This is a genomic window from Pradoshia sp. Z3_51 (genome assembly GCF_058215915.1).
In genome coordinates this window covers 159531-172127 of the sequence record NZ_JBZAJC010000004.1, presented here as the reverse complement: position 1 = coordinate 172127, position 12597 = coordinate 159531, and the positions used below count along the sequence as shown (strand labels likewise).

The 12597-nt window shown below is 39.5% G+C and carries 9 protein-coding genes; 1 reads left to right on the top strand and 8 read right to left on the bottom strand.

Annotation, left to right across the window (positions count from 1 at the left end; genetic code table 11):
- Positions 1 to 118 precede the first annotated feature (118 nt).
- From rho to AC4BHA_RS10150, 5 genes are all read right to left on the bottom strand, one after another.
- Positions 119 to 1402 carry a transcription termination factor Rho gene (gene rho, locus AC4BHA_RS10170; protein ID WP_066109343.1) on the bottom strand — a complete coding sequence of 428 codons (1284 nt, stop codon included), beginning with the start codon at positions 1400 to 1402 and terminating at the stop codon, positions 119 to 121.
- 386 nt (positions 1403 to 1788) lie between these two features.
- Positions 1789 to 3075: a UDP-N-acetylglucosamine 1-carboxyvinyltransferase gene (gene murA / locus AC4BHA_RS10165; protein WP_066109346.1), complete on the bottom strand. Its 1287-nt coding sequence runs from the start codon at positions 3073 to 3075 to the stop codon at positions 1789 to 1791.
- Positions 3076 to 3217: 142 nt separating this feature from the next.
- On the bottom strand, positions 3218 to 3868 hold the full coding sequence (gene fsa, locus AC4BHA_RS10160; RefSeq protein WP_066109349.1) for a fructose-6-phosphate aldolase: 651 nt from the start codon (positions 3866 to 3868) through the stop codon (positions 3218 to 3220).
- 162 nt (positions 3869 to 4030) lie between these two features.
- On the bottom strand, positions 4031 to 4888 hold the full coding sequence (locus AC4BHA_RS10155) for a class II fructose-bisphosphate aldolase (RefSeq protein ID WP_066109352.1): 858 nt from the start codon (positions 4886 to 4888) through the stop codon (positions 4031 to 4033).
- A 165-nt stretch (positions 4889 to 5053) separates the two neighbouring features.
- Entirely contained in the window at positions 5054 to 5431 is a 378-nt protein-coding gene (locus AC4BHA_RS10150) for a response regulator (RefSeq protein WP_066109355.1), read from the bottom strand.
- Between the two features lie 215 nt (positions 5432 to 5646).
- On the opposite strand from AC4BHA_RS10150, the gene AC4BHA_RS10145 reads away from it, so the two are divergent.
- Entirely contained in the window at positions 5647 to 6192 is a 546-nt protein-coding gene (locus AC4BHA_RS10145; protein ID WP_066109358.1) for a DUF2529 family protein, read from the top strand.
- 341 nt (positions 6193 to 6533) lie between these two features.
- On the opposite strand, the gene pyrG is transcribed toward AC4BHA_RS10145, so the two are convergent.
- From pyrG to icmF, 3 genes are all read right to left on the bottom strand, one after another.
- On the bottom strand, positions 6534 to 8132 hold the full coding sequence (pyrG, locus tag AC4BHA_RS10140) for a CTP synthase (RefSeq protein ID WP_066109361.1): 1599 nt from the start codon (positions 8130 to 8132) through the stop codon (positions 6534 to 6536).
- Positions 8133 to 8354: 222 nt separating this feature from the next.
- A complete protein-coding gene (gene rpoE, locus AC4BHA_RS10135) occupies positions 8355 to 8930 on the bottom strand; it encodes a DNA-directed RNA polymerase subunit delta (RefSeq protein ID WP_066109364.1) in 576 nt (191 codons plus the stop codon).
- 398 nt (positions 8931 to 9328) lie between these two features.
- Complete coding sequence (gene icmF, locus AC4BHA_RS10130) at positions 9329 to 12586, bottom strand: fused isobutyryl-CoA mutase/GTPase IcmF (protein ID WP_066109367.1); 3258 nt, start codon at positions 12584 to 12586, stop codon at positions 9329 to 9331.
- Positions 12587 to 12597 lie beyond the last annotated feature (11 nt).

Genomic DNA, 12597 nt, shown 5'->3' with positions numbered 1-12597 from the left:
CCACTCCTTCCGCCCTGAGTCTTTCGAAACAGAGTTATCAAGCGTGCTCTTTTTAGTATAAGCACACTCAAGATATTATAACAGACGTGTTATTTTAAATCAACAGCTACTGCTACTATTACAAGATTCTTTTCGATCCGCCCGTTGACTTTTTCATCTCGTCATCGAGGTATTGAAAGAATTCTTGGTTGGTTTTAGTTTGTTTAAGTTTTCGTAACAGACGCTCAGCAAAATCAGGCATATCTGACATCGTTTTGCGAATAGCCCATAATTTTTCCAAATGGTCTTTCGGAATAATAAGCTCCTCTTTCCTTGTCCCAGATCGGCGAATATCAATAGCAGGGAATATTCTTCTTTCTGCTAGTGAGCGATCCAGGTGAAGCTCCATATTACCCGTTCCTTTAAATTCTTCGTAAATAACGTCATCCATTCTTGAACCTGTATCCACAAGAGCTGTTGCTAAAATGGTTAAGCTACCGCCTTCTTCAATATTACGGGCAGCTCCAAAGAAACGCTTCGGACGGTGAAATGCCGCCGGGTCAATCCCACCTGACAATGTTCTGCCGCTTGGAGGGATTACTAGGTTATAAGCACGTGCCAATCTTGTTATACTATCCATTAAAATAATAACATCTCGTTTATGCTCAACCAGACGCATAGCACGCTCTAATACAAGCTCTGCTACTTTGATATGGTTTTCAGGAACCTCATCAAATGTTGAGCTGACTACATCTGCCTGTACAGATCGCTCGATATCTGTTACTTCCTCAGGACGCTCGTCAATTAAAAGGACGATTAATTCCGCATCCGGGTGATTCGTTGTAATGGCATTGGCGATTTCTTTAAGAAGCATCGTTTTACCAGCCTTTGGAGGTGCGACAATCAATCCACGTTGCCCAAAACCAACAGGTGCTACGATATCCATTACACGTGTAGATACATTGCGGGGAGTTGTTTCAAGTACAACCTGACGATCAGGATACAGCGGAGTTAATGCAGGGAAATGCACCCTCTCCTTAGCTGATTCAGGATTATCCCCATTCACTGCTTCAACATGCAATAATCCATAATACCGTTCATTTTCTTTTGGAGGACGTACCTTACCGGATACTTTATCACCGTTTCTTAGATCAAATCGGCGAATCTGAGATGCCGAAATATAGATATCCTCTGAACTTGGTGAGTAATTGATCGGTCTTAGGAATCCAAACCCTTCAGATGGAATGATTTCTAAAACACCTTCCATGAATAGGTACCCATCTCGCTCCGCCTGAGCTTTTAAGATGGCAAAGATCAATTCTTTCTTTGTCAGCTTACTATAATAGGACACTTTATACTTTTTAGCTTGTTCATAAAGCTCTTTTAGCTTTAAATTCTCTAAATCGGAAATTGTTAATTCCATTATGACACCACACTTCAGTAAATTAATTAGATTGATTTTAGTGATTTGTTTATTACTACATGGATAGGGTTATCAAGAAGAAAATATTTAGGAAGGTAAAAGGATGAGTTGCGGTTTAAATCCACGTAAACCATTTGTTGCTTTCATTAGCAATTATATTCTATTCTATTTTTTTCTCAAAAACAAATCCATTTTACTCGCTTTTGATTCAGACTTCAACTATTAACATCACATAGAGGTTTTTAAAACTATTGCAACATTCTCAATATATCACAATTTCATAATTTTTATAATAAAGTCCTCCAGATTTTCACCTGGAGGAACTACTATTTTTATCTAAATTACGTTTTCATAACCAAATTTGGTTTCTTATTTAGATTGTTACATTAAGAATTCTTAAGCTGCTCAATCTCTCTCGGCGATAATTGTTCTCTCCATATGGTCGCTCCCAGTCCTGAAAGCTTGTCCACTATAAAGCTGTATCCCCGATCGATATGCTCGACACCGGTTATTTCGGTAACTCCCTCTGCTAATAGACCAGCAATAATTAAAGCAGCTCCGGCGCGCAAATCACTTGCCTTCACTTTTGCTCCATTAAGCTGAACAGGTCCATTAATAATTGCAGAACGGCCTTCTACCTTAATATCGGCGTTCATCCTGCTTAATTCATCTATATGTTTAAATCGAGATCCATATATGGTATCCGTAACAACGGAAGATCCAGTAGCCTTCGTCAATAATGCTGTTAAGGGCTGCTGTAAATCCGTAGGGAAACCAGGATATACAAGGGTTTTTATATCTACTGCTTTTAATTTTTCAGCCTTCGGTATATAAATCTGGTCGTCCCGCTCTTCAATATCAATTCCCATTTCTCTTAGCTTTGCAATCAGGGATTCAAGATGCTGCGGTATTACATTATCAATCAATATACCTTCTCCAACTGCTGCGGCAACAATCATATAGGTTCCTGCCTCGATACGGTCAGGAATAATGGTATGTCTGCAACCATGAAGTTTTTCGACACCCTCGATACGAATGACATCCGTACCTGCACCTTTGATACGGGCTCCCATATTCGTTAACAATGTTGCAACATCGATAATTTCCGGCTCTTTCGCAGCATTTTCAATAATGGTTTTGCCTTTAGCTAATACAGCTGCGAGCATGATATTAATCGTTGCTCCTACGCTGACAACATCCAGGTAGATTCGGGCTCCACGTAATTCTTCAGCACGCAAATAGATTGCCCCCTGCTCATTTGTTACCTGAGCACCGAGAGCTTCAAATCCTTTGATATGCTGATCAATTGGGCGAGGTCCCAAATAGCATCCCCCCGGCAAGCCAATAACTGCTTTCTTAAATTTACCGAGCATCGCTCCCATTAAATAATAGGAGGCACGTAATTGTTTGACCCTTCCGTTTGGAAGAGGCATTGATATCATCTTACTCGGATCAACAGTCATTTCAGTTGAGTCAAGTGTTACCTGACCGCCGATTTCTTCAAGTAATCCTTTAAGCATTTCTACGTCAGAGATATTTGGAAGCCCCTCAATTGTTACAGATGAGTCAGCAAGAATAGTTGCTGGTATTAAAGCAACTGCACTATTCTTTGCACCACTTATGCGAACTTCCCCTTTTAGCGGATACCCACCCGCTATTTTAAGCTTTTCCATAATAACTCCCTTCTGCGCCCTTGATGTGATTTTATCCGTCCGGCGAGAATAAGGTAAATATTACCACAAAAATCACCTGAATTAAAGCTAGTCTGTCAAATTATTTCACAAGCTCGGATCATTCATACATATTTTACCACGATTATTTTTCTGTTCTTGTTTCCCAATCCTTAAGGAATGCTTCAATTCCTTTGTCTGTTAGCGGATGCTTACAAATTTGAAGAATTACGTTATAAGGAACCGTTGCAATATGTGCGCCGCGAAGTGCTGCTTGCGTCACATGCTGTGGATGACGGATACTTGCTGCAATAATCTCTGAATCGATATCATGGATTGCAAAGATTTCTGCAATTTCAGCTATTAAATCAAGTCCATTTTGTCCAATATCATCTAATCTTCCGATAAAAGGAGAAACATATGTTGCACCTGCTCTAGCAGCTAATAAAGCCTGATTGGCATTAAAAATTAAAGTTACGTTTGTTTTGATTCCTGCTTCAGTCAATGCATGAACTGCTTTTAATCCGTCTGGAGTCATTGGTACTTTTACTGTGATGTTCGGAGCAATCTCAGCTAATTCTTTACCCTCACGAATCATACCTTCCGCATCCAGTGCAATAACCTCTGCACTTACAGAACCAGGTACCAACGCTGTTATTTCACGCAGACGATCATGGAAAGAAACATCTTTTTCCTTCGCAACTAATGATGGGTTCGTTGTTACACCTGCCAAAATACCAAGTGCATGGGCCTCTTTAATTTCATTTAAGTTTGCTGTATCTATAAAAAACTTCATTTAAATTCCTCCTTGAATGAATTTCTATGTCTTTTATATTGTGTCATTGTTCTCCATTTTGAGCAAATAATTTCACCTTTAAAAACGTATGATTTAACCAAAATTATGTATAGTAAAAAAGAGGATCCCATGATGAGTGGCATCCTCTCGTAAAGATATCTTTTATGCTTTGTTATTAGAACCGAATTCACGAATTTTACCGATAACCGTTTCTTTAATTGCTTCACGAGCTGGTCCAAGGTATTTACGTGGATCGTATACTTCTTTGTCCGCAGCCAATACTTCACGTACCGCTTTAGCAGAAGTAATTTGGTTTTCAGTATTTACATTAATTTTAGCTGTTCCAAGAGAAATAGCTTTTTGGATATCGTGTAAAGGAATACCGGATCCACCGTGAAGTACTAATGGCATACCAGTTTCTTTTCCGATTTCTTCCATCTCTTTGAAACCTAATTTCGGTTCACCTTTGTAAGGTCCGTGAACAGAGCCTAACGCTGGAGCAAGACAGTCGATATTTGTACGTTTTACAAGATCTTTACACTCTTCAACGTCAGCATAGATAACGCCATCAGCTACTACGTCATCTTCTTGTCCGCCAACTGTTCCAAGTTCTGCTTCAACAGAAACACCATTTGCATGAGCATATTCAACCACTTTAGAAGTAATTTCAATATTCTCTTCGTATGGGTGATGAGAAGCATCAATCATAACGGAAGTGAATCCTGCATCAACAGCTTCTTTACATTTTTCAAAGCTGGAACCGTGGTCTAAGTGAATAGCAACTGGAACTGTTGTCTTGTATTCTTCCATTAAGGCTTTTGTCATTGCTACACACACTTTAAAACCGCCCATGTAACGAGCTGCCCCTTCAGAAACCCCTAAGATTACTGGAGATTTTTCTTCCTCAGCAGCTTGAAGAATAGCTTGGGTATACTCTAGATTATTGATATTAAATTGTCCAACTGCATATCCTTCTTCTTTTGCTTTGTTCAGCATTTCAGTCATTGATACTAAAGGCATTTTTCTTCCTCCTTGTTAATAATAAGCTCGAGCCAAACGGCTTCCCTTATCATTTTCCCTAATGGATCGATATGTATTCCCCCTTCTGCAAAAAGCGTCAGAGGGAAGTTATCTCTAGCATATCAACTTGTCCTCAAACTATCAACAAGTGTGCAAAATGTACATTTAACTGTCAATTTTAGCAACCGGTAAATGATCCTTTACCGCTTTCCTAATATCATCAATATCAAATGGTTTTGCAAAATGAGTCAAGGCTCCCAGGTTCATCGCTTCCTGAATCATATCTAATTCTCCATACGCTGTCATAATTAATACACGAATGCCCTGATCTTCTTCTTTCATTCTTTTTAAAATCTCAATTCCGTCCATACCGGGAATTTTCATATCCAGCAACACTAAATCTGGTGATTCACTTTTCTGGAGCGCCAATGCCTGCTCTCCATTTGCCGCCAGAAATGTTTGATATCCTTCCTGCTGCAGTACTTCATTCAGCAAAATACGGATGCCAAATTGATCATCAACAATTAAAATTTTTTCATTCATTTTACACAGCTCCTTCTTTCCGTTAGCCTGTATAAATAAGACACTTAAATCTATAAGTTCTACTAATAGGTAAATAATACCTTTATTCAAACGAAATTGTCTTTCGACAATTTACGTTCAAGCATTTATAATTTGACAGGAACTTATCATTTTAATGCTGTAAAAACAGTAAAAATGAAAGCATCTATTACTATTAAAATCAGGAGTTGACCCAAATGCTGAAAATATATTTAACTCAATTAACTGGTATTTATAAAAAAATTGAACAAGATGAACAGGAAAATATGGAGGACGCAGCGAGATTATTAGCTCAGGCTTTAGTCAGCCATGGTATTGTTTATCTTCATGGTTTTAAAGAAATGGATGGGATTATCAGCCAGGCAATCGATGGACCTGAACCGATCAAAGGCGTGAAGCGATTGTATAACGGCCAATATATGGCTCAAATCGAGCAACGAGACCGCGCCATCATTTTTGCACGAACTGCAACCGAACCGGAAGCAGTTGCTTTAGCTGAATCCTTAAACGGACAGCGTATCCCTTTTGTTGCCGTTTCCCTGGCTCCTGCTGCAGATGATATCAATACGCCGAACCTTGCCAATCTGGCAGATATCCATATTGATTTAAAAGCAACACGAGGTCTTATTCCAAATGAGGATGGAACAAGAAGCGGGATTCCCACCCTTGCAGCCGCCCTCTTCGTTTATCAGGGAATCACTCTGTCAATCGATGAAATCATTAAGGAATATGAAGAAGAATAATTATCCTGCTTGGCCAAAAAATAACTTTACATTACGTAAGCGCATACCAGCAAGTTTCTTGTCTGTTTTTGTTTGATAAAAGTTTTCTGATAATGATTTCGTTTACTATATAAAGTTGTAAGTTTGGACGATTGAGGTTAGTTGAAATTTTATAATTTCAACTAATTGAATAGCCTTTTCAGATGAGCGTTTTCCAATTTATTGAACCTTTATAGGACGAATTGTATATTTAATCGCCCTTATGAGTACAAATATCACTTTTGAGTAAAAAATCACTCGAAAATAAAAAAGGTGTACAGAGCTATCAGTAGTAACTGATTTTCTGTACACCTTTATTTTTATTATTTTTCGCCTAGTGATGCATGAATGAATTCACGGAACAATGGCTGCGGACGCTGTGGTCTTGATTTGAATTCTGGATGGAATTGAGAAGCAATGAACCAAGGATGATCCTTCAATTCAATAATTTCTACCAGACGTCCATCCGGGCTGGTACCTGAGAAGATAAAGCCTTGTTTCTCCATATCTTCGCGGTAATGGTTGTTGAACTCATAACGATGGCGGTGGCGCTCATATACCACTTCATCTTGATAAGCTTCAAATGTTTTCGTTCCAGGAACAATTTTACATGGATATAAACCAAGTCTAAGAGTCCCGCCAAGGTCCTCGATATCAATTTGTTCAGGAAGTAAGTCAATGATTGGGTTTGTCGTTTCCGGATTAAGCTCAGAAGAATGAGCATCTTTTAACCCAAGAACGTTACGTGCAAATTCAATGGATGCTAACTGCATACCAAGACAGATTCCAAAGAACGGCTTTTTGTTAGTGCGGGCATATTCGGTTGCCAGGATTTTTCCTTCAACACCACGGTCTCCAAATCCGCCCGGCACCAAAATACCATCCACATCATCAAGCATTTCATTTACATTCTCTTTATTTACATGCTCTGCGTTAATCCATTTAATCTTCACATCTGCATCAAATGCATAGCCGGCATGTTTTAATGCTTCTACTACAGAAATATAGGCATCTTGAAGCTCTACATATTTTCCAACAAGACCGATTTTCACTTCTTTGGTCAGATTCGTTACTTTATGTAGCAACTCTTTCCATTCTGTCATATCTGCATCGTTTGTTTGCAATTTCAAATGGTTACAAACAATTTCGTCCATTCCTTGTGCCTGAAGATCCAATGGAATGGAATATAAAGTTTCTGCATCACGGCACTCGATGACAGAATTTTTATCAATGTCACAGAACAGAGCAAGTTTGTCTTTCATATCCTGAGAGATTGGTAATTCTGTACGCACGACGATAATATTTGGCTGAATACCTAAGCTGCGCAATTCTTTAACACTGTGCTGTGTAGGCTTTGTTTTCATTTCACCAGCAGCTTTAAGGTAAGGAATCAATGTACAGTGAATGTATAGAACGTTATCGCTGCCAATATCACTCTTAATTTGACGAATCGCTTCCAGGAATGGCAAGGATTCAATATCCCCTACTGTTCCGCCAATTTCGGTAATAACGACATCCGCATTTGTATCATGGCCAGCTTTCAAAATCCGCTCTTTAATCTCATTCGTAATATGCGGGATTACTTGCACCGTTCCGCCTAAATAGTCTCCGCGGCGCTCTTTCTTTAACACGTGAGAGTAAACTTTACCTGTTGTTACATTGGAAAGCTTAGATAAATTGATATCAATAAAACGCTCATAATGGCCTAAGTCTAAATCTGTTTCTGCACCATCATCTGTTACGAAAACTTCACCATGTTGATAAGGACTCATCGTTCCCGGGTCCACATTGATGTATGGGTCAAATTTTTGGATTGTCACTTTCAAGCCTCTGTTTTTCAATAAGCGGCCAAGTGAAGCAGCTGTAATCCCTTTTCCTAAAGAAGATACAACTCCGCCTGTAACAAAAATATATTTTGTCATCTATAAAAACCTCCTAAAAGATCGTATTGATTTCATTTGGTAAGCACAAATCTATTAATAGTGATTAGTTTTTGTTTTTTCATCGGGCCTATCCCCTAAAAAAAATAAAAAAGCCCCCTTGCAAGCAAGGGAGCTTAAAATCGCTTAATAGTGTTTCCTTTATTTTAAAGGAGCCCAATGAATATTCTACAAAGATTGACACTTTAAGTCAAGGTTAAAGAATTAGCGATTGTCGTCCTCTTCTTCTTCGTCAATCACAAGATCTTCTTCCTCTTCTTCTTCGTCGTCAAGATCATAATCATCCTCAACGATAACTTCGTCCTCGATTAGATCCTCATCATCATCATCCTCATCATCATCGATGTCATCGATATCGTCGAAATCATCAATTAAAGAATCATCCTCATCATCGTCGTCATCGAAGTCATCAAGATCATCAAAATCAAGAACTTCATCCTCATCATCAAAGTCATCAACGAGTGCTTTTTTGCCTTTTTTCTTCTTCTTCACTTTAGAAGCTGGAACTGTTTCTTCTTCAACTTGTTCAACAGGGTACCATCCTTTTAGTCCCCAGCGATTGTCTCCAATACTGATAAAACGGCCGTCTACATTTAGATCTGTATAGAATTGGCCCATTTTTGCACTAACTTCTTCATCTGTCAAACCAAGTAATTTTTGGATTTTATCCATCATTACCTTAAAATCTATTGCTTCTTTCTTTTCTATAAGTAACACGTTCGCAATTTCAATGTAAGCCATTTCACTTACTTCTTCCTTAGACAGGTTGGCTAGTTTCATTGTTCGCACTTCCTTTCTATCAAATCAACATGAATGCCCAATTATGCATATCCCATTATAACCAAACGATTCATCTTTTTGCCACTTTATTTTATCCGTTCTATCCTTTTTCCTCTTGCGGCTTTATAAGAATATAAATAAAAAGCCATCACAAGGACTTAAAGGGGCACTGATCGGTCTTTGTTCAACCCGTTTCCAGTATCCTCTCGTTTCTCCATTATAACCTGCTTTTATGTATCTTATAATAAAAAGCTTCTACTTTTTTATCCTACCATACAACCAGCTATTAATGTTCAATCCCATACACAAATATTGAGCAAATGATCAATCCTTTGAATGTCATCCTAAAAAATCAGAGTACAGACATTAATTAGTCTGTACTCTGGTAGCACAGAAACTTACATATTTCTGCGATATTGCCCTCCAACTTCATATAATGCATGGGTGATTTGGCCAAGACTGGCTGTTTTAACAGTTTCCATCAGCTGTTCAAATATGTTCTCTCCATTAATGGCAGCCTCTTTGAGTTGAGTTAGAGCATTTTCTGCAGCCATTCCATGAATCTCCTTAAATTTATCTAGATTAGCAATTTGTAAATCCTTTTCATCCTTTGTGGCACGGGCCAATTCCATATTGTTTACTTCATCTTCACTCGGCGGATTAGGATTTAAATAGGTGTTCACACCAATAATCGGAAGCTCACCCGAATGCTTTTTCATTTCATAAACAAGAGATTCATCCTGAATTTTGCCACGTTGATACTGCATTTCCATTGCTCCAAGGACTCCACCTCTGTCGTTGATTCGTTCAAATTCGCGGAGAACCGCTTCTTCTACTAAATCCGTTAATTCCTCAACAATGAAGGAACCCTGAAGAGAATTTTCATTCTTCATCCAGCCAAATTCTTTCGTAACAATCATCTGAATGGCCATGGCCCTTCGTACGGATTCCTCCGTTGGTGTAGTGATTGCTTCGTCATAGGCATTGGTATGCAGGGAGTTACAATTATCCTGCAAAGCAAGCAAAGCCTGCAGAGTCGTACGGATATCATTAAAATCAATTTCCTGAGCATGCAGGGAACGTCCCGAGGTTTGGATATGATATTTCAGCTTTTGGCTTCGTTCATTCGCACCGTATTTATCTCTCATAACAATTGCCCATATTCGCCTTGCCACACGTCCGAGAACAGTATATTCTGGGTCCAGTCCATTTGAGAAAAAGAACGAGAGATTCGGTGCAAACGAATCAATGTCCATACCTCGGCTTAAATAATATTCTACATACGTAAAGCCATTCGACAGTGTAAATGCTAATTGTGAAATGGGATTTGCTCCTGCCTCAGCGATGTGATAACCGGATATGGAGACAGAATAATAATTTCTCACCCGATTTTTTACGAAGTACTCCTGGATATCGCCCATCAGTTTTAATGCGAACTCAGTAGAAAAGATACATGTATTCTGTCCCTGATCTTCCTTTAAAATATCTGCCTGAACGGTTCCTCTGACAATCTCCAGGGTCTCTTTTTTTACAGTTTCCTTTTCCTCAGAAGTAAGAGTTCTTTTAAGCTCTGCTTGCTTTTTCTCTATTTGTTGATCAATGGCGGTATTCATAAACATAGCAAGAATGATGGGAGCAGGGCCATTGATTGTCATAGAAACGGAAGTACTTGGTGAACATAAATCAAACCCATCATAGAGTTTTTTCATATCCTCAAGGGTACAGACACTTACACCGCTTTCCCCAACCTTCCCATAAATATCTGGGCGTATATGCGGATCCTCGCCATATAGTGTGACCGAATCAAAAGCCGTGCTCAGCCGTTTGGCCGTATCATCCTTTGATAAATAATGAAAACGGCGGTTCGTTCTCTCCGGTGATCCTTCTCCGGCAAATTGCCGCTTCGGATCCTCTTCCTGTCTTTTAAACGGAAACACACCTGCAGTGAACGGAAATTTCCCGGGAACATTCTCTTTCTGTACCCAGCGCAGGATTTCTCCATAATCCTGAAACTTAGGTAAAGCTACTTTCGGTATGGTCAGACCACTTAATGTACTAGTCCTCAATTCTGTCTTAATTTCCTTATTTCGTACTTTCGTAATCAGTTCTGTTTTTGAATATAATTCCTTCTGATTATTCCAGCCATCAAGAATGGCTTTTGACTCATTGGTTAGATTTTGCCTGTATCCCTTTTGAAGCTCGCTCAGCGGCTCTGTTCCATCCGCTGAATATCCCTCTTCCTCTAACGCCTGTATGGTACCTTCTATTTGAAATAATCGCCTGGCAATCTGTTGTTGCTCAAGTGAGGCGGTATGATATTGCTTTACTGTTTCAGCGATTTCCCGTAAGTAATATTGACGGTCGGGAGGGATGATGACATTTTGCTTTTCTGAACGCATAGATGTATTAAAACGGCTTTTGTATTCCTGACCTGTTTTCTTCTCAATGACTTCAAGCAACGCAGCAAAAAGTGCGTTTGTACCCACATCATTAAACTGGCTCGCAATCGTTCCGTACACCGGCATTTCAGCCAGATCCTTATCAAATAGATTGCGGCTGCGCTGGTATTGTTTTTGAACCTGGCGCAATGCATCCTCTGATCCTTTTCTTTCAAATTTATTAATAACAATTAAATCAGCAAAATCAATCATATCTATTTTCTCAAGCTGTGAAGGGGCTCCAAACTCACTTGTCATGACATACATGGATATATCACATACTTCCGTTATTGCCGCATCTCCCTGGCCAATTCCGCTTGTTTCAATAATTACAGCATCAAATCCGGCTGCTTTTACGACAGCTATTGCATCTTTTATCGAATTGGAAAGCTCAGAGTGTGAGTTCCGCGTCGCCAAGCTCCTCATATACACACGCGGATGAAAAATGGCATTCATTCGTATTCTGTCTCCAAGCAACGCTCCGCCTGTTTTTTGCTTCGTTGGGTCAATCGAAAGAATTGCTATGTTTTGTTCAGGGATTTCATTAATGAATCGCCTTATTAATTCATCTGTAAGCGAGCTCTTTCCCGCTCCCCCAGTACCGGTTATCCCAATTACCGGAATATGGTTAACCTGTTTATCATCTATTTTTTGCAGTTCATCTGACAAAGCAACGGCTTCCTGCCCAGCCAGCAAGCGATTTTCCACCATCGTAATCGCGCGTGCTACAGTTAATGGGGCCGATACGGATAGATTCCCCTCATTCAACTCTTCAAGCGGGGGCAGTGGATAATCACATTCACGTATTAGCAATTCCATCATGCCCTCAAGGCCCATTTCTCTTCCATCATCCGGTGAAAAAATCTTTGCAATCCCATATTCATGCAGCTCTTTAATCTCCCTTGGTATGATGACTCCTCCGCCGCCCCCATAAATACGAATATGGCCGGCTCCTCTTTCCTTGAGCAAATCGTACATATACTTAAAAAATTCTACGTGACCACCCTGATAGGAAGAAACAGCAATCCCCTGAACATCCTCCTGAATAGCTGCATTAACAATTTCCTCAACAGAACGATTATGACCGAGGTGAATCACCTCCGCTCCTTTTGCCTGAAGAATTCTTCTCATAATATTGACACTGACATCGTGCCCATCAAATAAACTCGAAGCCGTCACAAAACGAATAGGGTGTTTCGGTTTATATCCTTTATTCATCTTTTTTCATT